The 23,891-nt window shown below is 67.3% G+C and carries 21 protein-coding genes; 9 read left to right on the forward strand and 12 right to left on the reverse strand.

Translation table 11 applies throughout. From position 1 onward, the window contains the following. Positions 1-150: 150 nt before the first annotated feature. From FK267_RS11155 to FK267_RS11180, 6 genes are all read right to left on the reverse strand, one after another. Entirely contained in the window at positions 151-1,137 is a 987-nt protein-coding gene (locus FK267_RS11155; RefSeq protein WP_141407236.1) for a hypothetical protein, read from the reverse strand. Positions 1,138-1,231: 94 nt separating this feature from the next. Next, on the reverse strand, positions 1,232-1,984 hold the full coding sequence (locus FK267_RS11160) for an LppM family (lipo)protein (protein ID WP_141407237.1): 753 nt from the start codon (positions 1,982-1,984) through the stop codon (positions 1,232-1,234). A gap of 262 nt (positions 1,985-2,246) precedes the next feature. After that, on the reverse strand, positions 2,247-3,095 hold the full coding sequence (locus tag FK267_RS11165) for an LppM family (lipo)protein (protein WP_170198634.1): 849 nt from the start codon (positions 3,093-3,095) through the stop codon (positions 2,247-2,249). A 69-nt stretch (positions 3,096-3,164) separates the two neighbouring features. After that, positions 3,165-4,142, reverse strand: a complete 978-nt coding sequence (locus tag FK267_RS11170) for a hypothetical protein (RefSeq protein WP_070510390.1) — start codon at positions 4,140-4,142, stop codon at positions 3,165-3,167. Positions 4,143-4,195: 53 nt separating this feature from the next. Next, positions 4,196-5,296, reverse strand: a complete 1,101-nt coding sequence (locus tag FK267_RS11175) for an LppM family (lipo)protein (protein ID WP_141407238.1) — start codon at positions 5,294-5,296, stop codon at positions 4,196-4,198. Between the two features lie 48 nt (positions 5,297-5,344). Next, the gene (locus FK267_RS11180; protein ID WP_141407239.1) at positions 5,345-6,187 is read right to left on the reverse strand and encodes an LppM family (lipo)protein; all 843 of its coding nucleotides are present in this window, start codon (positions 6,185-6,187) and stop codon (positions 5,345-5,347) included. Between the two features lie 243 nt (positions 6,188-6,430). Here FK267_RS11180 and FK267_RS11185 point away from each other — a divergent pair, with 243 nt between their 5' ends. The 3 genes from FK267_RS11185 to FK267_RS11195 all read left to right on the forward strand — a co-directional run bounded on the left by FK267_RS11185 (position 6,431) and on the right by FK267_RS11195 (position 11,045). After that, positions 6,431-8,278: a phosphoenolpyruvate carboxykinase (GTP) gene (locus tag FK267_RS11185; protein WP_075379128.1), complete on the forward strand. Its 1,848-nt coding sequence runs from the start codon at positions 6,431-6,433 to the stop codon at positions 8,276-8,278. Positions 8,279-8,439: 161 nt separating this feature from the next. Next, complete coding sequence (locus FK267_RS11190) at positions 8,440-9,756, forward strand: hypothetical protein (protein WP_232622442.1); 1,317 nt, start codon at positions 8,440-8,442, stop codon at positions 9,754-9,756. 167 nt (positions 9,757-9,923) lie between these two features. Further along, positions 9,924-11,045, forward strand: coding sequence for a hypothetical protein (locus FK267_RS11195; protein ID WP_232622441.1), 1,122 nt, complete (start codon positions 9,924-9,926; stop codon positions 11,043-11,045). Here FK267_RS11195 and FK267_RS11200 read toward each other — a convergent pair. The 4 genes from FK267_RS11200 to FK267_RS11215 all read right to left on the reverse strand — a co-directional run bounded on the left by FK267_RS11200 (position 11,033) and on the right by FK267_RS11215 (position 14,849). Further along, on the reverse strand, positions 11,033-11,626 hold the full coding sequence (locus tag FK267_RS11200; protein WP_075379131.1) for a hypothetical protein: 594 nt from the start codon (positions 11,624-11,626) through the stop codon (positions 11,033-11,035). The two genes, FK267_RS11195 and FK267_RS11200, sit on opposite strands and share 13 nt — an antisense overlap. A gap of 81 nt (positions 11,627-11,707) precedes the next feature. Beyond that, the gene (locus tag FK267_RS11205; protein WP_075379132.1) at positions 11,708-12,085 is read right to left on the reverse strand and encodes a type II toxin-antitoxin system VapC family toxin; all 378 of its coding nucleotides are present in this window, start codon (positions 12,083-12,085) and stop codon (positions 11,708-11,710) included. After that, entirely contained in the window at positions 12,082-12,279 is a 198-nt protein-coding gene (locus FK267_RS11210; protein ID WP_003787711.1) for a type II toxin-antitoxin system VapB family antitoxin, read from the reverse strand. The genes FK267_RS11205 and FK267_RS11210 overlap by 4 nt, the downstream gene beginning before the upstream one ends. A 257-nt stretch (positions 12,280-12,536) precedes the next feature. Continuing rightward, the gene (locus tag FK267_RS11215) at positions 12,537-14,849 is read right to left on the reverse strand and encodes a TerD family protein (protein WP_141407241.1); all 2,313 of its coding nucleotides are present in this window, start codon (positions 14,847-14,849) and stop codon (positions 12,537-12,539) included. A 164-nt stretch (positions 14,850-15,013) separates the two neighbouring features. Here FK267_RS11215 and purD point away from each other — a divergent pair, with 164 nt between their 5' ends. The 6 genes from purD to purQ all read left to right on the forward strand — a co-directional run bounded on the left by purD (position 15,014) and on the right by purQ (position 21,195). Further along, positions 15,014-16,321 (forward strand): phosphoribosylamine--glycine ligase, encoded by a 1,308-nt coding sequence (purD, locus tag FK267_RS11220; protein ID WP_075379134.1) that lies wholly within the window; start codon positions 15,014-15,016, stop codon positions 16,319-16,321. 436 nt (positions 16,322-16,757) lie between these two features. Continuing rightward, a complete protein-coding gene (locus tag FK267_RS11225) occupies positions 16,758-17,708 on the forward strand; it encodes a phosphoribosylaminoimidazolesuccinocarboxamide synthase (RefSeq protein WP_075379135.1) in 951 nt (316 codons plus the stop codon). After that, entirely contained in the window at positions 17,705-18,394 is a 690-nt protein-coding gene (locus tag FK267_RS11230) for a hypothetical protein (RefSeq protein WP_075379136.1), read from the forward strand. Before FK267_RS11225 ends, FK267_RS11230 begins: the two co-directional genes overlap by 4 nt. Then, a complete protein-coding gene (locus FK267_RS13500; protein WP_075379137.1) occupies positions 18,391-20,127 on the forward strand; it encodes a hypothetical protein in 1,737 nt (578 codons plus the stop codon). Before FK267_RS11230 ends, FK267_RS13500 begins: the two co-directional genes overlap by 4 nt. A gap of 87 nt (positions 20,128-20,214) precedes the next feature. Continuing rightward, positions 20,215-20,469 (forward strand): phosphoribosylformylglycinamidine synthase subunit PurS, encoded by a 255-nt coding sequence (purS, locus tag FK267_RS11245; protein ID WP_141407242.1) that lies wholly within the window; start codon positions 20,215-20,217, stop codon positions 20,467-20,469. Between the two features lie 3 nt (positions 20,470-20,472). Beyond that, a complete protein-coding gene (gene purQ, locus FK267_RS11250) occupies positions 20,473-21,195 on the forward strand; it encodes a phosphoribosylformylglycinamidine synthase subunit PurQ (RefSeq protein ID WP_141407243.1) in 723 nt (240 codons plus the stop codon). 604 nt (positions 21,196-21,799) lie between these two features. Here purQ and FK267_RS11255 read toward each other — a convergent pair. Then, positions 21,800-22,150 carry a TfoX/Sxy family protein gene (locus FK267_RS11255; RefSeq protein ID WP_060956808.1) on the reverse strand — a complete coding sequence of 117 codons (351 nt, stop codon included), beginning with the start codon at positions 22,148-22,150 and terminating at the stop codon, positions 21,800-21,802. 264 nt (positions 22,151-22,414) lie between these two features. Beyond that, entirely contained in the window at positions 22,415-23,827 is a 1,413-nt protein-coding gene (locus FK267_RS11260) for a glycosyltransferase (protein ID WP_060956807.1), read from the reverse strand. Positions 23,828-23,891 lie beyond the last annotated feature (64 nt).

Consider the following 23,891-nt stretch of genomic DNA (forward strand, 5'->3'; position numbering starts at 1 on the left):
CATTGTGATGCGTGCTGGGGCAGCCCGGGAGCGATGGCCCTTTCCAGGGCCGATCCTTCTCCGATGTCCTCGTCGTGGGCTGCGTCGATCCGGACATGCTGTCGGGGAGTCATCATGCGAGCCGGATTGACGCCCACCCGAGTCTGAGCCTCAGTAGCCGCCGTAACCGTTGTGGTTCGGTGGAAGGTGCGGCGCGGAGGTTGGTCCCTGAGAGTATGGCGGCTGATACTGCTGGGGGGCAGATGAATAGCCGGGCTGGGCGGGAGGTGGGCCTGCCTGCGCTGGAGAGGGGAAGGCGGCCGGATGGGAAGCGGGCATAAGAGTGCTTGCCTGAAGCGACTGCTGCCCCAGCGCATCCAGGTACTTCTTCTCCCGGCTCTTCTTGAGCGTGTTGCTGACGATAGCGACAACTCCTCCGACCACAGCAATCACAATGAGCGTCACGACGATAGCTCCCCTCCCGCCCGATGACTGCGACGAGGACGTAGAACCGGGGGTGGCCGTCGAACTGGATGAGGATGCCGAGCTGGATGCGGGCGTCGAACTGGGCGAGGGTGTCGAGCTGGGCTGAGACGCCGCCTGGGCGGTGTCCTTGCCGCGGGCCTTCTGATTGTAGAAGCTGCTGAAGGAGACCTTGTTCTGTTGATCTCCCTCGACCTTGCCCCCTCCGGATTCCGTCACCTTACCGGGGAAGACGACTGTGAGGGAGAATGTGTCGGCGCTGCCGTCCTTGGGCGCGGAGTCATCATGGGTGTCGACGACGTACTCGTCTCCGTCATGAGTCACGTAGTTGTTCCTGGATACGGGGGTGGTGTACGTGGCCTTGCAGGTCGGAGTCCCGTTGTCGGTGGTGAACGTAATGTCGGGTGGGGTAGCGGCCTGTGAGAACGTCTCTTGGACGCAGTCCTCCTTCAGGCTCTTTTCTCTGGAGGCCGGTGACGTGATCGTGATAGTGGTCGTCAACTCTTCATCGGACTTGATGGCGAGCTCAAAGTTGATTTTCTCCTGGCTCGTCAGCTGTGCAGGTAGCGCGGCGCTGGTGGGGCTTGCCGCCACCGCCAGCAAGAGCGAGGCGGCCAGACAGAGCATCCCGACGAGACTCGTCGCGGGGTTGTGTCTCAGGGCGAGATAACGCATGTACAGCCTTCGAATGGTGCGGGTCGGGTTGACTGCATGGCGGTGCGGAGGGCGTCGCCACTCGGTGCGACGAACTCCGCACCGCCGTCGGAGCTCAGCCCCAGCTGGAGGGCGGGGGTGCTGACGGGTAGCCAGGGGGAGGCGGTACGGCCCCCTGAGGCATCACACCGTTCGGTCCGGGCTGGTTGTACCCCTGGGCGACGAAGTCGGAGGGAGACGGAGGCATGGCGCCGGGAGCCTGCATCTGGCCGGGAGCCTGCATCTGGCCAGGAGCGTAGGGCTGCTGCTGCGGTACGTATCCCGCGGTGCCGACTGCGTAGGCCTGCTGCTGCGCCTTCTTCTTGCGCCTGAGGAACCAGAAGAGGCCGCCGCCGATCGCTCCGACCACCACAACCCCCACGATCACCCATACCCAGGGAAAGGCGGGAGTGTCCTTGCCGCTGACGCGGTACCTTCCCGGCTCGTTGAAGGTCACCGTGCTCCCGCTGACCTTGCCGCCGTCGGCATCCGTGACCTGGCCCGGGAACGTGACGGAGAGCGTGTACTCACTGTCGAGTCCGGAAGAAGAGGAGGGAAGGTTGCCCTTCTTGGTGTCGAGGACGTACTCGTCGTCCTTGTGCTCGATGAAGCCATCGACCTCGGAGATGTCGATCGACTTGCCTGAGAGTGTGCAGGTGGGGAAGCCGTCGCGCTCGGAGTAGGAGGCCTTCAGGTCTTTGAACGGCCCTCCGGAGTCAGAAGAGTTGCAACTCTCCTTGAAGTCCCGCTTGGCGGATGAGGACTTGCTCTTGACTTGCCCGACAACGGTCATGTTGTAGGTGTCGTCCTGGTTGATGACGATCCGCACGGAAATTGAGGGGTTCGAATCGTCGCTCGCCGCGGAGGTGACGGCGTGACTTGGAGGGATCAGGAGTGTCAGAGTCGAGAGAAACGCCAGAAAGACGAGCGTTCCCAAGGAGCGGTGTCTGGTGGTGGTCACGGCCATAGTTCTCACCCTAGATGGTTCGGTGTTGATGGGCTCTCCGCATGGGGAGTGATGACGCGAAGAAAGGTGTTGTGGCCCCGGGATCGTCAGATCTGAGGGCCACAACACCGGGAGGGGTAATGGGTCAGTAGGTGCCTTGGCCGGGAGCGCCGTAGCCGGTCTGCTGGCCGGGTTGAGCTTGGGGGGTGCCGTAGCCGGGCTGTGCCTGGGGGGCGCCGTAGCCCGCCTGCTGGCCGGGCTGAGCCGGGAAGGCCTGGTTTGGGTCATAACCCTGGACGGGAGTCCCGTAGGGCGCCTGGGTCTTGTTCTTCTTACTGCGGATGACGAAGAATGCGGCCGCTCCGCCGATCAGTGCCAGGACGCCGACGCCGACGATGATCCAGACCCACATCGGGATGGAGCCGTCTCCGCCCTTCACGGTGTGGGACTTGATATCAGTAAAGGTGACCTTGTTGCCGTCGACCTCGCCGCCGTCGCCCTCTGTGACCTTTCCAGGGAAGGTGATGGACTGGGTGACGTCGAGCTGGTCCATGTCACCGATTGCCTCGTCGGTGCCGATCTTGACGACGTACTCGCTGCCCTGATGCTTAATTGTGCCGTCGCTGTCCTTGATGGGGGCGGAGCCTTCAATCGTGCAGATGGTCGAGTCGCCATCCTCCTTGAAGGTGGCCTTGGCGTTCTTGCTGTTCTTGCCGAACTTCGCCTGGGAGAAGTCCTCGACTTTGCAGTTGTCTTCGTTGAAGATGCCGAAACCGCTGTTGTCGGTCATCACCGCTTTCACGGAGTAGGTGTCGTCGGACTTGATGACGATGTCTGAGGTGATCTTCAGGCTGGAGGCTGGGGAGTCGTCGTCCATGGGGGCGGCGTGCCCCGGGGCGCCGAGCAGTGCGAGGGGCGCGGACAGAGCGAGCGCCGCAAGAGCCGTCAAGACGGACAGGGGCCTAGGGATGCGGTGGGCGATGGCAGGTGTCATGCCCACACAGTAGCGGGTCCGATGCCAGGTTGTAACCGGATCGTCATGGGTATCGTTCCCCGGGGGCTGTTACTGGAACTGCTGCGGCGGCGGCCAGGTGCCGTGCTGTTGGGGCGGCCAGGTACTGTGCTGCTGGGGCGCCTGCGTGGGGGAGGGCGGGTAGGAGCCGTTGGCGGTGCTGGAGGGGGAGTAGAGCGGTGACGGCTGCCCCGGGTGCTGCTGGTTCGGTTGAGGTGCAACTGGTTGCCCGGGGTACTGCTGAGGAACCGGCTGACCGAGGTGGGATGACTGCGGTTCAGGACCCGGGACGGGGACGGCCTGCATGGCGGCACCCGGAGCGCCCTGCCCGCTTCGCTGACGACGTCGCACAACGACCGCCATCGCGATGAGCCCGATGACCACGAGCGAGCCGACGCCTTCGATGATCCACGGCAACACCTTGCTGGTCGTCGTTTCCGAGGCGGGACGGTCCTTGCCCTTGACGATCCGGCCCTTGAAGTCCGTGAAGGAGACGGTGTTCTTCTCCTCCCCCTCGACCTTTCCGCCTTGGCTCTGGGTCACCTCTCCGGGGAACGTGGCGGCATAGAACAGCTGCAGCTCCGGGGACGGCGTCTTGCGTCTGTCCATGCTGCTGGTGTCGATGGCGTACTCGTCGTTCTCGTGCCTGATCATCCCGTTGGTCTCAGAAATCTTCCCCTTCGTCGCGATGGTGCAGACTCGTTTGTCCTTCCCGTCAACGAATGTCGTCTCAGCGTGGGAAAAGATGTTCGGTTCCACGAGGAAGTAGTCCAGCGTGCAGCTGTTTTTAGTGATGGGAGGAATCAGGCTGTAGTTCGTCTGATCGGTGATGACGAAGGACGCCTCAAAGGTGTCATCGCTCTTGACGGTGACTTTCATGTCGATGGTGATGATGAGCTTATTGTCCTCTCCAAGGAGCGGCACCGCGTGAGCAGGAGGGGAGGCCACGGCCATAGCGGCGATGAAAGCGAGAACGGCCAACGCAGCCAGTACGGCGTGGACTCTCCTGATAACAACGGCACAGCTCATTGCGCCACCCTAGTCGTTGCCTCGGTTCCCCGGCGACTGTTCGAACGGCAGTACTACTCACCCTGATACGGCGGATAGTACTGCCCGTTCTGACCTCCGCCGCCGGTGAGCTCCTGCGGCGGCCGGAAGTCGGCCTGACTGTGCCCTTCCTGGTAGGGCATCTGCGTGTATCCCGGTCCGGGCGACTGGGGTCCCCCCTGCTGGGCGCCATAGGTGCTGAAGACGCCGGCGCCTCCAGGGGACTGAGGCGGAGGGAGAACGCTGGTGTCCTGGCCCGAGTCGACGTAGGGGGCGTAGCCGTCGCGAAGGTTGGTGACGGGATAGGGGTGGGTCGATCCCGGCATCGGCTGCAGGGGGCTCGGGGGCGACTGGTACGGGCCGCCGGTATAGACCTCCGGAGGCATGGTGCTGGTCGCCTCGGCCCCCTGAAAGGCTTGACCATAGACCTGGCCGTAGGGCTGACCGTAGGGCGGTGCTGGAGCCAGCTGCTTGGCCCGACGAGTCTTGAGGAGGTACACCACGACGCCGACAACGATGAGGAGGACGACGGCGACGGCCGTCGCGATCATCCACCACTGCAGATGGAACGTGCCGTCCCCGCCCTCGGCGTGGAGAGCCTCAGAGCTCTCCATCACGTTGTCCCAGGTGACCTTGTTGTCGTCATTCCTCCCGTTGGACTTCGTCACCTCTTCGGGAAAGGTCACGGATACTGAGATCTTCATTCCTCCCGAGGTGCCCGGGGAGGTGGGGAGGGAGTCGTCCTTGCCGAGCTTGCTCAGTGCCTCGGGGGACAGGTCGAAGACGTACTTCCCGCCCTGGTGCTTGATCGTCCAGATGTCGGTCTGCAGGTTGTTGAGGGGAACCGACTTGGCTGTGACCTGGCATGCCGGCTGGCCGTTGTGGGACGTGAAGGTGTAGTTCGCCTTGACTCCCTTGGGCAGGGGGGTGGACTTCTCGAGCTTCGCCTGGGTGCAGCTCTCCCTGCTGATGAGCGACAGCCCCGACGAGTCCCACATGACGTAGGACAGGTCGGCGGTCTCGTTGTCATGAATGACGAAGTCGTAGTGAGCCCCGCATCCGGCCAGCAGCAGTGCGAGGCCCGTCAGTACCGCCACGGCCACTCGTCGCCTGACAGTGCGGGAGTCATGATTCATGTGTCGAGTCTAATTCGGTGCTGTGACAACGTGGAATAGTCGGAATGCTCAGTGTCGCCCCGGCGCCGCCTTGCGGGGTGCGCGTCCGCTGCTGCGCCGTCGTAGGACGGCCACTGTCAGGACGCCGCCGAGCAGGGCCAGCCCCGCGGTCAGCCAGATGCGGGAACGAGTCCACCATGACACCCCCCGGGAGTCTTGGGCGTAGCCCGAGGCGCTCACGCCCTTGGCCACCGTGTCCGGGTCGTCCCAGGTGACCGTGGTGCCCGAGACCTTTCCCCCGCCTGACTGCGTCACCGCGCCGGGAAAGGTGACGGAGACCTTGGTGTCGACCAGGCCCTTGAAGGACGTGCTGCTCGGCTGGGCTCCGCCCGAGTCGCCCGACGGCGCGGCGGGGGCCTGAGATGCGCTGCCCTGCGCACCTGAGGCCCCGTTGGCGTCCTGGGAGGGGTCGGAGGGGAAGGGCTGGATCGTCACCTTGTAGACCTCGCCGTCGCGCACGACGATCGTGTTCGGCTCGGCCTGTGAGGCCTGGGGTACCTTGACCCCGCTGATGCTGACCTGGCAGCCGATTCCGTCGTCGCCGGTGATCGGGGTGGCCTTGACCGTGGTGCCCTCGGGCACGCCCAGGGCGGTGGGGTCGGAGTAGGTCGAGCAGTCGGGGGCCTTTCCCTTCGGGAAGACGGTTCCGCTGGTATCGCGCATCTCCAGGGCGACGTCGTAGCTGCCCTGGGAGCGGATGGTCATGTCCATGTGGGCGGTGCAGGCCGACAGTGCCAGGCAGGCGGTGGTCGCCACGACGGCCGGTCGAAGCGCCCGGAGTGCCGGCGGGCGGGACAGGGGACGCGAGACGGGGCTCGTGGGACTGGACGCGGAGGACGGCGCGACGGACATGCGGGCACGCTACACGCTCGCACTGGACCTTCACTGAGGGCGGAACGACGCCGTTTCAAAGGCGGCAAAAGCCGCCATCCTCCCGAATGTGGCCGATCGCATGCCGGTCCGGCCGGAGAGAGAGGCCCAGTTGGGACCTTCGGCGATGTGACCTGGGGCGCCCGGTGGGGGAGGATTGCTCTTGACCGAGCGAGTCGGCAACGGCGCGCTCACCGGATCAACATACCCAAGGAAGGGACTCGCATGACTGTGTCTGAGAAGGACGTCCGCGCCGCCGCGCCGGCTAACGCCCCTGAGGATGTCATCGAATTCGTCACGCGCATCGCCGAGCTGGCCAAGCCCGAGAACGTCTACTTCGCGGACGGTTCACAGGAGGAGTGGGACCGCCTCACCACCGAGATGGTGGAGTCCGGCGTGTTCACGCGCCTCAACCCCGACAAGCGCCCCAACTCCTTCCTCGCGCGCTCCCTGCCCAGCGACGTCGCCCGTGTGGAGTCCAGGACCTTCATCTGCTCCGAGAAGGAGGAGGACGCCGGCCCGACCAACAACTGGTACGACCCGGCCGAGATGAAGAAGATCCTCCACGAGAAGTTCGATGGCGCCATGCGCGGCCGGACTCTCTACGTGATCCCCTTCTCCATGGGGCCCCTGGGCGGCCCCATCTCCCAGCTCGGCATCGAACTGACCGACTCCCCCTACGTGGTGGTCAACATGCGGATCATGACCCGCATGGGTGCGGCCGCCATGGACCTCATCGCTGAGGGCCGCCCCTGGGTCCCGGCCGTCCACTCCGTCGGCGCCCCGCTGGCCGAGCACGAGAAGGACACCACCTGGCCCTGCAACGACGAGAAGTACATCACCCACTTCCCGGAGACCAACGAGATCTGGTCCTTCGGCTCCGGCTACGGCGGCAACGCCCTGCTGGGCAAGAAGTGCTACGCACTGCGCATCGCCTCGACCATGGCCCGCCGCGACGGCTGGATGGCCGAGCACATGCTCATCCTGCGCCTGACCGACGAGAAGAGCGGCAAGCAGTACCACGTCACCGCCGCCTTCCCGAGCGCCTGCGGCAAGACCAACCTCGCCATGCTCCAGCCCACCATCCCGGGCTACAAGGTCGAGACCGTCGGTGACGACATCGCCTGGATGCGTCCCGGCCCCGACGGCCGCCTGCGCGCCATCAACCCCGAGGCCGGCTTCTTCGGCGTCGCCCCCGGCACCTCCTACGACACCAACCCCATGGCCATGGACACCATGAAGGCCAACACCATCTTCACCAACGTCGCCCTGACCGACGACGGTGACGTGTGGTGGGAGGGCATCGACGCCCCGATGCCGGAGCACCTCATCGACTGGCAGGGCAACGACTTCACCCCGGCCGATGCCGCCGAGGGCAAGAAGGCCGCTCACCCCAACAGCCGCTTCACCACCCCGGCCTCGCAGTGCCCGATCATCTGCCCCGACTGGGAGGCCCCCGAGGGCGTGGCCATCGACGCCATCCTCTTTGGCGGTCGCCGCGCCACCAACGTGCCGCTGGTCGCCGAGCAGTACGAGAACGCCCACGGCGTGTTCATCGGCTCCGCCGTGGCCTCTGAAGTCACCGCCGCCGCCCTGGACGCCAAGGTCGGCTCCCTGCGCCACGACCCCATGGCCATGCTGCCCTTCTGCGGCTACCACATGGCCGACTACTGGTCGCACTGGCTGGAGATGCAGGAAAAGCTGGGCGACAAGTTCCCCAAGGTCTACCAGGTCAACTGGTTCCGCAAGGACGAGAACGGCAAGTTCATCTGGCCCGGTTACGGCGACAACTCCCGCGTGCTCGACTGGATCGTGCGCCGCGCCTCCGGCGAGGTCGAGGCCGTCGACGGCGTCACCGGCCGCTACCCCAAGTTCGAGGACTTCAACCTCGAGGGCCTCGACCTGGGCGAGGAGGAGTGGGCCAAGATGTACGACATCGACCCCGAGGCCTGGACCGCCGAGATGGACGACACCGAGGAGTACTACAAGCAGTTCGGTGACAAGCTGCCCGAGGCCATCAAGGAGCAGCTCGCCAAGTTCCGTGCGCGCATCGATGAGGCCAAGAAGGCCTGATCTCAGCTGAGGTCCTTCCCCACGAGGGACTGAGACGGGGGCTCCGACCGGTTCGCCGGTCGGAGCCCCCGTCTCTCTATCGCACCGAGGTGGTGAGTGGTGCCCATCGTGACGGGCAGATTCCTATGACGTAAAGGAATATAGTGGAAATAATACGGCGGGTGGGCGGGGTATCTATGGTGCTGCATCGAACCGCGGTGCGCAATGCGGAGGTGGTGAGAATGGAACGTCGAGAAAACTTCTACGTAAGTAATGTCCGCGGCATTCTAGGCGAAGATGGTATTGGTCGCTATACCCCAGACGGTTCCTTTGTGCGCCTCAAGAACCCCTTTAGAGGTTGGGCTACTCTCAAGTGTATTCATGAGGGCGACTGCAGACTGATCCTGCGCAGGTCGCTGTTAGTAAGATTGGCTGCGGTGGCAGTGATAATCATCTCTATTGTGTGGCTGTTTTTTCTTAATATGCGCCTGAGCGATTCTCTTTCGCCGGAAGATACTCACTTCCTTCTCTGCCTTACTGTAGGAGCGCTCGCTTGGGCGATGAACACATTGCGGCGCCGAACTGTTCTTAGCGAATCGGGCATTGAGATGCGGGGACTGCTCTTCGTGGAGTTGCGCCCCTGGCCCGCAACTCGATCGCAAATGACCTTCTCCACTATCGAAATTGGCGGGCACTCTCCGTATGGAATGTTTATCTACCGAAATCGATTGATGTTGATCAATGGGGCGCTGGACGACCTTATCAGACTACCGGGAAGCGTGTCCTGTGTGGAAGGCGAATACATGATTGAGCGGATTTGGTCATTCGCCGAGGAGGAGGGCTGGGTGGTCTCCGATCTCGATAATCTTCAGGCGGATCCTGAGATGGTACGGGCTCGCGGAGAGATAGATAGGACGACGATCGCGAATCGAAAGGAGTTGACCTATCGTGCTCCCGCTGTGCGGAAGCTGAAGGAAATGATGTGCAGCTGGGGCGTGATCATGTTCTTCATGGCTGCACTCCCCCTCGCGGGAGCGCAGGACGTGCTCAGGGATGACGCTCGCGATGTTTGGTTTGTAATGCTCGGAGTGACTCTACTCATTCTTGGTGCTATTCCCACGGTGATTCTATTGGTGGGAATAGTGTCCTGCTTTCGGAGGACGTTGGTCCGTCGGGCGGGGATTCAAGTCAAGGGGCGGGTTATTCCGTGGCCGGAGTCCCGCTCTGACTTGTATGTCGCAGGTGATCGAGTCTTCTTAGCGGGGCGCGATGGTTCGCCCGTTCCCCTGCCTGCGACGGGGCTGGGGGCCGGTGGTTTTAAAAAACGGCAGGAGAGGGCGATAGCTCAGTGTGAATCCATATGGCTCTGGGGAGTGACTCATGGTGTCGCAGAAGAGCATGACCGATATATCCGTCTTCGGGACGAAAACATGCAACGAGACAGAGAAGTGTTTGAGATACGTGCAGGATTGAAATCATCGGCTGCATTCAATGGTTGATTGCATTTCCTGGGAGAGGGTGACGTGTGATGATATCTTTTACGAGCCGTTCTGGTGGCGCCGGGAACACCTCTGGAGGTTCCGGAAGCAGGCGCCCAGTCAGGAACAAGTCGCTGCGGGGGTGGACGACTGAGACCTCAGATGGACGCCTGATACTGAGGCGCTCAGTGCTCGTTCGGTACGTCGCGATGGCGGCGGCCGTCGTGGGAGTCGCCTGGATGGCGTCAACGGGGGCGCAATTGCTGGGCTCGCTGATGAGCGGCTTCTATCGCTCCGATGACATGTATGTTCTTATGATGCTCAGCATTCCGACGATCTGGGGGATAAATGTTACGCGACGTAGATCTGTTCTGAGCGAGTCCGGTGTTGAGATGCGGCGTCTTCTGTTCACTGAGCGACGTCCTTGGAGGTCAGTGCTCTCAAGGTTCACGCTTTCGACGCTTGATGTGACTGCGCCTGGATACGAAGGAGGAATCGATCGAACTCGGATCGTACTCGTGAATGGTGATCGTGACGATCTCATCAGGCTTCCAGGTTGTGTTCTCGGCATGACGCTGGATGATTCCAGAAACAGGGGATCTGCTGCTCTCCGGGCCATGTTGAATTATGTTCGCAGACACGGTTGGATCGTCTCTGACGCTGAGTCGGTTCACGAGGATCCTCGGCTGGTGGAGGCTCGTCAGAATCATGGGGCCGACAAGATGACGAGAAAGAGTCGTGTTGTGTTCTGCACCCCGGTCTGGCGCAGAATCAAAGAACATCTCTGCAACGGTGGGCTCTTCCTTATCGGATTGGGGGTACTGTTCATCTTCATTAGCGTTCAGCGGCTATTCTATGAAACAGCCTCGGTGAGTGACTCGGATCGACTCTACGCAATACTGTTCCTTATCCTTGCTCCCGTATCAATGGCCTACCCCTTATACAAGATTTATGGATGCTTCCAGCGAGTCGTCGTGGATGACCGAGGAATCCGTGCCGGGAGGAGGACCTGCGCTTGGCCGGAGTCCCGCTCCGGACTGTTCGTTGCTGGGGACCGGATCTTCGTCGTCTATGGCAACGGGAAGCACCTGGCCCTGGATGGTGCCGGTGTCACGTGGGGGAGCTTTCAGCGCAGGCAGGAGCAGCTGGTCGCCAGGTGTGAGGCGATCTGGCTCTGGGGTGTCGCCCATGGCGCGACCCGGGAGACCGGTCGTTATGTCCCCCTTGGGAATGCCGGCATGCAGGAGGAGCGCGAGATCCTCGAACGCGGGATCGGCTTAGCGGTTCCTCATCGGGGTCAGCCCGCTTGACTCTGTGCGGCCAGGGCTCGGTGGCGCCAGATCAGCAGGATGATGGCAAGGATCCAGCAGATCGCTCCGACGGCCAGACCGACGATGAAGGGCACCACGAACTTGCTGAACGTGAGGGTGGGGCCCACGAGGATCGCGTCAGTGTCATCCAGACCCTCGCATGAGACCCGGTAGTCTCCCGACTTGTCGGCTTTGAACGTGAGAACCGAGCTGAACTCGCCGTCGTTGTTGGAGATGTTCATCCCGCCGTTGGGGGAGGTGGGGACCTCATTGCCGTCTGGGGCGACGACGGTGCAGGTGTTGACGGCGGCGGCGTTGGGAACGTAGAGGGCGCGTTCGTCATTGCTGCTCAGGGTGACCTGCTGCCCGTTGGTGATGACGTCACCACTGGTAGCAATGCTGGCGGCGACGACGGCCGAACCGATGCCCCCGATGAACAGTCCCGTCACTGGGCCGAGGATGAACAGAATGATCGCCACGACCAGCTTTCCGACGTGAGTCTGGCGGGGGCGCTGCTGCCCGTAAGGGGGTACGGCCTGATACTGGGGCTGGTACGGGGGCTGGTTCTGGGGAGTCGACATCGGTTCGTTTTCTGGCTGTGCTTCAACTGCTGCTGTAGCGTAGCAAGTCAGGTACTTGGTGACGTGGCCTGTTTCAGGGCCTCAGCCGGCGGTTCCTTCGGTGAAGGAGACTCCGCGCTCTTCGGCAGCGCGGAGCAATCGCTTGTCGCGTGTCCACAGGCGGGCGCCAGGGACCAGCGTGACGGAGCCGAGCAGGTGCGCATCGACTGGGCTGAGTCCTCGACCCCACAGCGCAGGGGCTGCGACCAGAGTCAGTAGCTCGTCATGTGAGAGGACCGGGAACTGGCGGAGGTGCGCTAAGTGCTTGAGAACGTCATCTCTGGCCCTGAGTGACCCCATCGCCAGCTCCTCCGCCACGAGTGGATGGGATCCGATCTCGTCCTCGTGCAGCAGGCTGACGAGTACTGGGTCCGAGTGGTGGAAGTGATCGATCCATACCGAGGTGTCGACAAGGATCACTGGCTGGCGCTCCGACGTCGTGGAGCGGCGCTCGCCGTCCGATCAGAGCCGCCGAGAGCCGCAAGGCGACGTGCGCTCTCCACTCTGACCAGGGTCTCCAGGCCGGCCCGCAGCAGCTCGGTGCGCTCAGTGATGCCTGTGAGCTCTTGCGCGTTGGCAATGAGGTCATCACTGAGTGTCACGGTGGTTCGCACGGTACCTCCTGCACCAGAATCATCATCAGGTGATGCAGATTCTAGTGTGGTTCAAATGTGATGGCCAGCCTTCGGTGTCGCGACCGGGACGACCAGACCCGCACGGTGCGCGCTTCCTGCTCACGACTTTCTGATCCTCACGCGATAGTCGGGCGGGGCCACTGGTGGTCCCGCCCGACTGCGTCCGGGAAGCGAGGGCGCTGGAGATGCTGTGAAAGAGCAGAAGGAAGCACCCTCATGGCCGGACACGGTTCAGGTTACCCCGCCTGCTGGCTCTCGGCGCCCCCGTTCACGTCGGAGAGCTCCTCCACCGCGGCCTCTGCGGGGCCCAGCAGCGCCAGGATCTGCTCGGTCTGCCACGGCAGGATCCCGCCCTCACCGAAGACCAGCTCGGCCTCATCGGGGTCCTCGACGACATCGTCGGCCAGGAGCCCCAGCAGGTGCGCCAGCGGCATGCGCCGCCCCTCCAGCAGGTCGAGCAGGTGCGCCAGGACCCGGTTGCTGCTGCGATCCAGGTTCGCCACCTGGTGCTCTCCCACCCCCACGGGCAGGTCCCACCAGATGAGCTGGCGCTCGGCGAGGTCGATGACGAAGGGCGTCGCGTTGAACGTGGGAGAGACCAGGTCGAGGCGCTGCATGACGGTGGAGGCCTCGAAGATCTCCCCGCTCTGCGGGTCCGCACCGCGGGCCATCGCCCCCGCCCAGCACTTGGGCACCTCGCTGAGCCGGTGGTGGGAGAAGGAGTGGACCGTCATGACTACGTAGCGCCATTCCTGCCGCAGCGCCTCGGCCAGGGTGACGTCGATGAACTCGGCTGCCCCGTCGGGCGCTGAGGTGAGGTCGCCGGAGTGCACGGCCGCCGTCGAGCGCAGGTTGTAGTAGGCGATCTGCTCGGTGCGCGTGAAGTCCTCGGAGACGAAGAAGGCCGACAGGTCCAGGTCCACGCGGGTGTCCCTGTCCTCGGCTGCAGCAGGTCCGGCAGGCCTCGGGGCCTTGGGAGGGGCCTCCGGCAGGTCGCGCCAGTGTAGGAAGAAGCGGATCGTCTCGCCCTCGGGCAGGGGCAGACGGGTGCCGCGCCCGGCCGTGCGCACACCCGGTGAGGCCGAGTGCAGTCCCACCGGAGCCGTGTAGCCCTCGTACATCCCCTGGTCGACGGCGATCCGCCCCAGGCGCTTCCGCTGCCGTAGGGCTTCCTCGACGGCGCGAACCACCGCCGCGTCGGCCGGGCCGGGTCGGCGGGTGGAGGGGATGAGCGCCGTCTTGGTGCCAGTGGCCGCCTTGATGGCGACGACCCGCCACGGCAGGGCGTCTGGCCCGGGGGAGGAGAAGTACTCCCACAGGCGCACCAGCACCGGCAGGGAGACCACGGGCGCGGCCCGGGCGAACTCGGCGACCACGCGCTCGCGGGCGGCCTCATCGACGCACAGCCGCAGCAGGTGGTTGAGTCGGCGGGCGAAGACCCCGGGGCGGGTGGACAACAGGCGAAGAGCCCCTTCGACGTCGCGGCGCGCCAGCGCCTCCTCCAGGCGGGAGGTGAAACCCGCTTCGGCGTCCCCGGAGGCGACCTGGTGCAGGAGCGCGGCGGCGCGCGGGAAGCGACGCGCGTAGTCGCCGGGGCGCAGGTGGCGGGCCAGCCGCTTCCACCGCTCACAGCGCCGAGCCATCTCCTCGGCGGAGTCCCGGCTGTCCTGGACCTGCCCGACGGCGTCAAGCAGACCCAGCAGACGGCGCCGCTGTGCACGGGAGAAGGAGGGGAACCGGCACGGTTCGGCCAGGGAGACATCGCCGCCCGCCATGGCGACCGCCAGGCGCAGTACATCGGTGACGGTGCGGTAGGAGGCGGAGAAGTCCAGGTCGGGGAAGGTGACGGTGAGGACGGCGAGGTTCTCCTTGACCGCCACGCGTGGCGCCGCCTCAGGGCCGAAGTCGCGCAGGGCCGTCAGGTCTGCGCGGTCCTGCGCGCTGAAGGGGGTCGCCTGGGCGATGAGGTCGGCCACGATCCGCTCCAGGTCCTGCGCCGTGGCCAGGCCCAGCTCGGTGAGGGCGCCGTCGTCTCCCGGCAGGGGCTCGCGGGGGCTGGGCCGGTAGTCCGGCAGGATTCGAACCCCGACGACGTCGCCCAGGTAGTGCAGGGCGGCGTTGACCAGAAGCGTGGCCTCGGAGGCGGTGCGCACCTGGACGGGGAAATCGGGGTAGAAGGGCCGGTACTCGGCGGACGCGGAACCGGAACTGAGGCGGGCGGCGGCATTGACCAGCGCCCAGGCCTGCTCGGGGTGGGTGAGCTCCTCCCGGGCCGGGGCAGAGAGCCGGTAGCCCAGCGAGCGCAGCGTGGTCAGGGCCGCGTCGACACCCGCGTCGCTGCTCCGCTGCGGCGTGGGCTGCGCCTCCTGCGGTGAGGCGGAGCTCGACGGCGCCGGCCTGCCGCCAGCGGGCGGGATATAGACGGCCTCGAGTCGGCGGATCGTCACCGCGTTGAGCTCCGCGGTGGCATAGGTACCAGGGACGCCGCCGACCGCTGCCCCGGCTTCTGTGTCGACCGCCGTCGTCGCAGAGGACTGATTGACTCCCACGGGGCCTCCTGACACCTCGCTGTCCAGGGACTCCGCGCCCCGGAACGACCTGAGGGTACCCGGCTGCGATCCGGGTTTCCCAAGAATCAGCTCACGCCCGCCCGTAGGCACGCGGGGCCCGCGATTCCGGGCCTCATGCGGCCTCCATCATCTAGGCTGTCGCCGTGAAGATCCTGCTCCTCGGCTCCGGCGCGCGCGAGCACGCCCTGGCCCGTGCCCTCGCCCGTGATCCGCAGACCGCTGAGCTCGTCGTCGCCCCCGGCAACCCCGGCACGGCGGCCATTGCCACGAACCTCAACATCGACCCCAGCGTCCCCGAGGAGGTCGTGGCCCTGGCCACGCAGATGAAGGCGGACCTCGTCGTCGTCGGCCCCGAGGCGCCCCTGGTCGCTGGTGTCGCCGACGCTGTGCGCGAGGCCGGGATCCCCTGCTTCGGCCCCGGCGCGGAGGCCGCCCGCCTGGAGGGCTCGAAGGCCTTCGCCAAGGAGATCATGACCGCCGCGGGCGTCCCCACCGCCGAGGCCGCCGTGTGCACCACCGAGGCCGAGCTGACCGCCGCCCTGGACCGCTTCGGGGCCCCCTATGTCGTCAAGGAGGACGGCCTGGCCGCCGGTAAGGGCGTCGTCGTCACCGACGAGCGCCCCGTCGCCCTGGCCCACGGCCACGCCTGCCTGACCCGTGGCAGTGGTCGTGTCGTCGTCGAGGACTACCTCGACGGCCCCGAGGCCTCCGTGTTCTGCGTGTGCGACGGCGCCACCGTCCGCCCCCTGGCCCCCGCCCAGGACTTCAAGCGCCTCCTCAACGACGACGCCGGCCCCAACACCGGCGGCATGGGCGCCTACTCGCCCCTGTCCTGGGCCCCGGCCGATCTCACCGAGCAGGTGGTGCGCGAGGTCGCCCAACCCGTCGTCGACGAGATGGCTCGCCGCGGCACCAGCTTCATCGGCCTGCTCTACTGTGGCCTGGCCCTGACCAGTCGCGGCCTGCGCGTCGTCGAGTTCAACGTGCGTTTCGGCGACCCCGAGACCCAGGCCGTCCTGGCCCGCCTGACCTCCTCCCTGCCCGAGCTGCTCCACGCCGCCGCCACCGGTCGCCTCGCGGAGTCCCCCGAGCCCACCTGGTCCGAGCAGAGCGCCGTCGACGTCGTCATCGCCGCACCCGGCTACCCCGGGACCGTCACTACCGGCGGCACCATCACCGGGATCGAGGCCGCCGAGGAGCTCGACGACGTCCACGTGCTGCACGCCGGCACCGGCACCACCGAGCGCGGGGAGCTGGTCGCCGTCGGTGGGCGGGTCCTGTCCGTCGTCGCCCTGGGGGCAACCCTCGAGGCGGCGCGGGAACGCGCCTACGAGGCCGTCGAGCGCATCGACCTTGAGGGCGCCCAGTACCGCACCGACATCGCCCAGGCGGCCAGTGAAGGCAGAGTCAGCAGCGTCAGCAGCGCTGCCAGCGCCGACGGGGCCGAGTAGCTGAGGAGAGCCTCCTCGCCGTCGCGACCACGGCGCGCGGCTCGCCGTGCGCTGAACCCCAGAAGGCCGCCCTCTGTCCCGGACGCGAGGGACGGGCGGGTGACCCACGCACTTCTTCCGAGACCAAACGCACACCGCTCCTCTCTTTCCTGAGGGACTACTGCGACCTCTCGCCGGATGGGAGGGTGGATTTCGGCACCGGTGTTGACCCACGTCAGCCCGTTGCCCAGCCGGTCGGACGAGGTGTGACATGAGAGCCGTTCCCATCCCGTCGGTGGGATTTACTCCGGTCGCTCCCCGACTCCCCCTGACGACCCGACCCGGACAAATGCGTGCAATGGCGGATCTATCGTGCGATCCTCCAAGGGTGACCCCTGCGGTCACCGCCGCGGCCCGGAACCGGACACAGGGTGCCCGCCGATGGCAGGATGGGGCTATGACTCAGTCCGCGAGCTCCGCCTCAGTCGGCCCCAGTGCCTCAGCAGCCGACTCCCTGCCCCCCACCGTCCCCGGGTGGGAGCACCGCTCCAGCGGCAAGGTCCGGGACGTCTACGCCCCCACCTCCGACGGCCCATGGGGTGGACAGGATGTGCTCCTCGTGGTCGCCTCGGACCGCATCAGCGCCTACGACCACATTCTGGCCACCCCGATTCCGGACAAGGGCAAGGTCCTCACCGCCCTGAGCGCCTGGTGGTTCGAGCAGCTCGCCGACGTCGTCCCGAACCACCTCGTCTCTCTCGACGTTCCCGCCCAGGTCGCCGGACGCGCCATGATCTGCCGGCGGCTGGAGATGTACCCGGTCGAGTGCGTGGCCCGCGGCTACCTCACCGGCTCCGGCCTGGTCGAGTACCGACAGGGCGGCTCCGTCTGCGGCGTCGCCCTGCCCGAGGGCCTGACGGAGGCCTCCCGCCTTCCCGAGCCGATCTTCACCCCCGCCGCCAAGGCCGAGCTCGGCGAGCACGATGAGAACGTCACCTTCGAGCGCGTCGTCCAGATGGTGGGGGACAGCGCCGCCACCGCCCTGCGCGAGACCACGCTGGCCCTCTACTCCCGGGCCGCCGAGATCGCTCGGGACCGCGGCATCATCCTGGCCGACACCAAGTTCGAGCTCGGCACCGACGCCGACGGCGAGCTGATCCTGGGCGACGAGGTCCTCACCCCCGACTCCTCCCGCTTCTGGCCCGCCGACGCCTGGGAGCCCGGTCGGGTCACCCCCTCCTTCGACAAGCAGTACGTGCGCGACTGGCTCACCTCTCCGGCCTCCGGCTGGGACCGGGACGGCGACCAGGAGCCCCCCGCCCTGCCCGGCGACGTCGTCGAACGGACCCGCGCCCGCTACCTCGAGGCCTACGAGCGGCTCACCGGTCACCCTCTGGAGCTGTCATGACCACGACCTCATCCACCTCGGACCTTCCCGATACCGGGAGCGCCACCCGCGCCTTCAAACCGGGGCCGGGCTTCTATGTGCTGGTCGGCCTCATCGTCCTGACGATCGTGCTGGCGCTGTCGGCCGCCATCACCTCCGCCCTCGGGGCCACCGAGACCTCCCGCGTCCTGGGTGGTATCGCCCTGGTCCTCGTGGGGCTGGGCATGCTCGCCTCCTTGAGACTCTCCGCCCGTTCCCTGGTGGTCAACGCCCCCCGCCTGCGTCTGGAGCGCAACCGGGTCCGCGCGGCCCGGGCCCGGCAGGGCGGCGAGTCCTCCAAGAAGGGCGGCAGTGCCAAGGGCGCCCGCGGCAAGGGGGCCAAGGGCTCCCAATCCTCCCAACGGGGCTCGGGAACCGACGGTGCAACCCTGCCCGGCACCGATCTGGCAACGCTCACCGTGCCGGGAACCAAGGTGCTCGTGCCCGAGTCCACAGGCCGGCGCGAGCTGACCACCCTCGACGTGGTCTCCGGCCCCCTCACCACCGCACTGGCCGCGACGTCGTTCGGGCGCGCGGCCGACGAGCGCCTGGCCGGGACCTCCACCGGCGAGACCCTCATCCGTGTCGGCCAGCTCCTGCTCGGCGCCACCGGCTTCGTGCTTGTGGCCCTGGGGCTCGCCTCCATCCTGGGACAGGTGATCTCATGACCCCCCGCGACCGACGTCCCGACAACGAGCAGGGGCCCGTCAACTGGGGCATCATGCCCAAGCGGACCCCACGACCGAAGAGCGCCTCCGCCCGGTCCGGCGGCAACGGGCTGCTGGAGGTCGTCCGCTCCGGCAACAATCCGGCCCCCACCGGCTCGTCCGCCTCGGCCTCTTCGTCCGCCTCGGGAGTCTCCGCGGCCTCCGCCGCCGGCTCGGCCGCCAGTTCCGCCGGCGCCCATGATGCGAGCGGTGCGGCAGTCATGACGGAGGAGGACCTGCGCTCAGCCGCGGCCCAGGCCATCGCCTCAGGAACCGCTGACGCCGTCGACGCCGCCATCGCCATCGACCTGGCCGACGTGCCCGACGAGCCCGCCGGCTGGGCCGGCTCCGCCCTGTCCGCCGGCTCGCCCGCCTCGCCGGTCGCCCTGCGCGCCGTCGGCGGGCCCTCCAACACCCCCGGGGACCATGGCGAGACCGCCCCGACGGGCGCCCCGGACCCGCTCCCTGCCAGCGCCGGCAGTGCCGCCAGCGCTCCCGGCTCCCCCGCCCCTCAGCAGCGGGCCGCGGCCGGCGCCGACGGCCGCTCACCGCGACCCGTCGTGCGACCCACCGCCGTCGACGGGCCCGGCAGCGCACCCCAGACGGGAGCCACCACCACCCGCGTCTTCACCATCTCCCAAGGCAAGCCCGAGGCCGTGCCCAGCAGTGCGTCCACGGCATCCGCTGCATCCGCGGCCTCCGTGGCGGCTGCGCCGTCGGCGACCGCGGCACCGGCCGCACCTGCACCTGCACCAGCGGCACCGGCAGCCTCGGCCCCCAGTGCCGCAGCCCCCTCCGCCCGCGGCTACCAGACGCGCCCCAGTCCCGCCGCCCCCGCCACTACCGCCCCCGCCGCGCCCACGAGCCCGGCGGCCCAGCCCGAGGCCGAGGAGGACGCCGGCATCCTGGCCGAGTCCAGCGCCTGGGAGGCGGCCACCAACGCCCTGGACGCCGAGGAGATCAAAGCCCAGGGAGGCACTGACTGGGGGGTGGGGCGCGGCCCCGCCAAGGGACGCGGACCCCGCCGCCCCTCCTCGGGCACCGACTGGGGCGTGGGGCGCGGAAGCGCCAAGAGCGCCGCTGCCCGAACCCGCTCCCCGTGGCCGGCGGCTGTGCGCCGCCAGCGCCTGGCCGGCGTGGCCTTCGCCCTGCTCGGCCTGGTCCTGGCCACCGCCTCGGCCATGAACCTGGCCCGCAACGCCGAGGCCGGCCACCCGTGGATCCCGCCGTGGCTCGTCGCGGTCCTCGGCGGTGCCGGGCTGGTGGCCGCTGCCGGGTACCTGGCATGGGCCGGAGGCACGCCTGTGCGCCGTGAGGCCGAGCGCTGGAAGCCCGGTGTGCTCGATGCCGCCGCCGGCCTGACCACCGGGTCCGTCAAGGTCCACGACCCCGCCCGGCTGGTGGCCCGCGCTCGCGGACCGCTCCTTCCGGGCACCTCCGAGCGCGGCGACGAGACGGCCCCCACTGTGGACTCCGGCCCCACGCCGGTCATGGGCACCTCCACCGTCGACCAGTCCCTCCACGCCCCCGCCGGTGTTGCCGGTGCCGTGGGCGGGTTCATGCTCGCCAGCGCCGTGGTCTGCGCCGTCGTCGCCCTCATCCTGGGCTCCAGCTGGCTCATCGCCACGGCCGCCCTCACCCTGGGCGGAGTCGTGGCGATTCGGCTGGCCGGCGAGTGGCTCGGCCAAGTCTGAGCCACGTCGAGACGGCAGGCAGTGTCCCGGGCTGCATACAGGTAGTCTTGGGCTGCGCACTCATCCCGCCTGATCCGAGGAGCACCCATGGGACGCATCGTCGTCGAGGTCATGCCCAAGCCCGAGATTCTTGACCCCCAGGGCAAGGCGGTCGTCGGAAGCCTTCCCCGCCTCGGCTTCGAGCAGTTCACCGGGGTGCGGCAGGGCCGTCGCTTCGAGCTGACCGTGGACGGCCCCGTCACCGAGGAGCACCTGGCCGCCGCCCGCCAGGCCGCCGACACCCTCCTGTCCAACCCGATCATTGAGGACGTCGTCTCCGTCGCCGCCGACGAGGAGGCCTGAGCCGTGAGTGAGTCGCTCAGCAGCTCCCCCGCCGCCCGTATCGGCGTCATCACCTTCCCCGGAACGCTCGACGACGTCGATGCCGCCCGCGCCGTGCGCCTGGCCGGGGCCGAACCAGTGAGCCTGTGGCACAAGGACGCCGACCTGCACGGGGTCGACGCCGTCGTCGTGCCGGGAGGCTTCTCCTACGGCGACTACCTGCGCTGCGGCGCCATCGCCCGCTTCGCCCCTGTCATGGAGGAGGTCGTGGCCGCCGCCGAGCACGGCATGCCGGTCCTCGGCATCTGCAACGGCTTCCAGATCCTCGCCGAGGCCCACCTCCTGCCCGGCGCCCTCCTGCGCAACGCGAACCAGCGCTTCATCTGCGTCGAGCAGCGCCTGCGCGTGGAGAACACCCAGACCGCCTGGACCAACCGGTATGCGGAGGGGGAGGAGATCGTCGTTCCCATGAAGAACGGCGAGGGCAACTTCATCGCCTCCCCCGAGGAGCTCGACCGCCTCGAGGGGGAGGGACTCGTCGTCTTCCGCTACGTGGGCAACCCCAACGGCTCGGCCCGCGACATTGCCGGCGTGCGCAACGAACGTGGCAACGTCGTCGGACTCATGCCCCACCCTGAGCACGCCGTGGAGCTCGGTTTCGGTCCCGGCTCGCAGGCCGGCCCGCGCACCGGGACCGACGGTCTGGGAGTCTTCCGCTCCGCCATCGACTCGCTGCTGGCCGTCTGACGACCCCGTATCCGGCACCCACCCCTGACAGCCGTCAGAGGTGGGTGCCGAGTCATTCCCCGTCACGTTATCCACAGATCCGCTTCGAGCCTGTGCAGAACTGTGGAGAGAACCGGGCCGCCCCTCGCTCGGCGGACCTGGTCGTGACCGCGCTCAAGTTGCATGGCGATGAGGAATGTGCTGTGGCAGCTGTCGGGGGCTCTGCCTCGGGATGACCGAGAGGGCGAGCGCGACTGATTGGATGATTATCCCGGATTTTCAGCCAAAACTCGGTGTCCAGGGATGTCATGTCAAGGTGCGTGGCGGCATATGCGGGGCGCTGCCGGCAGGGGTGCTTGCCCGGGGACGGTGGTGCTGAGGGGGCGTTGTGCACAGGTGGAATGGCGACATCCCACAAACCCCCACAGCCATGCACAAGCCTGTGGACACGACCTGTGGATAACTCGGCCTGCGATGTGATGAAGTCCCCTGGGCTGGCTCCCCCAGTGCGCGGCTGTCGGCCGCTCACCGGTCGGGGTGTGCTGCGAGACGTGCTCGTTGCGGCGGGTCTTGAGAAAAACCGCCGTCAGCTCTGGCAAGGCCCTTGTGAGCTCCTGCCTGTTGATTACCTGCCGGTGACGGTGCGGTTGTGGCGCATCGCGACGTCAACCCAGAAGGTGAGGTGGTCGTCGTCGGCGATGGCCTCGGGCGCGACGGTGACCCAGCCGGGCCCCATGACTCGCCCGGCCCCCATCTGAGCTCGCCTCGCACCCGGTTCGCCCAGGAGCGTTTCGTGGCGGTCGGCGGCGACGCGTACCAGGAGGTCCCCGGTCTTCCCGGCGCTGACGATCATCTTGTCGTTGACCATGATCGCGCGGCCTCCGAACATGGGGACCTCGCGCACGTCCGGTTCGTCGTCAACCAGCGTGCGGATGCGCTGAACGAGGTGGTGCTGCTCAGGTGTCATGGCTGCCATCGCTTCGTCTCCTGTGGGCGGTCAGTCGGTCAAGGGCTGCCAGTGCCGGGGTGAGGACGTCTGACTTCCGCGCCTGTGTCCCGGGAGCCGACCAGACCGGCGGCCGGGTGTCCACAGCGCTGACATGAGCGAGATCGCTGCCGAAGTGACCAGTGGAGATCGTTGAAATTCTGCGGTTGTTCCGCGGCACGTGGCGTCTGTGCGGAGTTAATGTCAGCGCCATGGACACTGACGCCCCTGTGGGGCGTCTTTCTCGTCGACTCCTCAGCCCACCAGGTCGGCCACGATCTGCAGGAGGTCCTGCAGGTGCCGGTTGGACAGGAACTCCCGGCGCACGGACTCGTGGGCGGCCAGCCCCATCTCCTGGGCCCGCTCGGGGAAGAGCAGTAGGTCGCGCACGGCCTCGGCCCAAGCGAGGCCGTTGGCCGGGTCGACCAGGACGCCGTCGACGCCGTCGTCGATCTGGTCGCGGATGCCGCCGACTGCGGAGGCGACTACCGGGGCCTTCTTCCACATCGCCTCGGCCACGGTCAGTCCGAAGGCCTCGATGAGGGAGCGCTGGGTGACGACCGAGCTGACTCGCTGGATGGCATTGACGACGGTGGCGTTGACCTCCCGGTCCTCCATGCTCACGGCGGCCACGTGGATCCGCGAGGCGACCGATTCCGGCAGCACCGAGCAGCGCTCCACGATCTGGGTGAGGGTGGCCTGCGACTCGGGCCCATCCGGGGTCGGGCCGACCAGCAGTAGGTGGGCATCCTCGGGCAGCACGGCGATGTTCTCGGCGAAGGCCTCCACCAGCTCTAGGCCGCCCTTGAGGCGGTCCCAGCGGTTGACCTGGGTGACGACCCGGGCCCCCAGCGGCACCTGACCACCGGCCAGGACCGGGTCATCGGCCAGGCCGCGGAAGGCGTCGGCGCGCCCGTCGTGACGCATGAAGGGCACCGCCTCGAAGGGCGGCTCGCCGGCGAAGATCCCGGACAGGCGCGCCACCGACCAGGCCTCGTCCAGGTCCAGGACCCGGTTCTTGGGGGAGTCGGCGTCGATGGAGGGGGCCAGGACCGCGCAGCGCTCGGCCTCGATGTAGGGCGGGCGGTACTCGGGGCGGGAGACGATGACGAGGTCCACGTCCTCCAGGTAGCGGTCCAGGAAGGCCCAGGCGTAGTCGGCGGCCTCGCCTGCGCCCTCGGCCCCGGCGTGGCAGCGCCAGATGACCGTGGCGCCCGCCGCCTTGAGGGCCTTGGCCAGGCCCGCCGTGGGCGGGTCGTGCAGGATGACGACGTCGTCGGGGCGGACCTCCTCGACGATGTTCTCCGCGTTGGAGGCCAGGACGTGCTCGTAGATGTCGCGCTGCTTGTCCCCGAGCTTGCCGCCGTCGCCGTGGTCCCCGTGGATGCCGGCGTGCAGGCGGGCCGCGATCCGGGTGAACTCCTCGGGGGCGTCCAGGGTCAGCCAGCGCACGTTAAGGCCAGCGCCCAGGGAGTAGCCCACGAGGGGGGCGACCGTCTCCGCCGGCCCCGAGCCGGCGGCTGCCGACGGCGTGACCGTCCACACGGTGCGCCCCTCCAGCAGGGCCTCGGCCCCGGTCAGGCTGGTGTGCAGTCGTTTGATGGCCACCTCGTCCAGGTGGCTCTCCAAGTGCGACAGGGGCAGCGGGGCGACGTCGATGTCTCTCATGCCATGATCTTCCCCCGAAATCTTGTGAGGCGCAGCACTTTGGGCTTGGGCGTGGCGTCTTGTT

Origin of the sequence: Actinomyces oris, from assembly GCF_006546825.1 — a bacterium.
Taxonomy (GTDB): Bacteria; Actinomycetota; Actinomycetes; order Actinomycetales; family Actinomycetaceae; genus Actinomyces; species Actinomyces oris.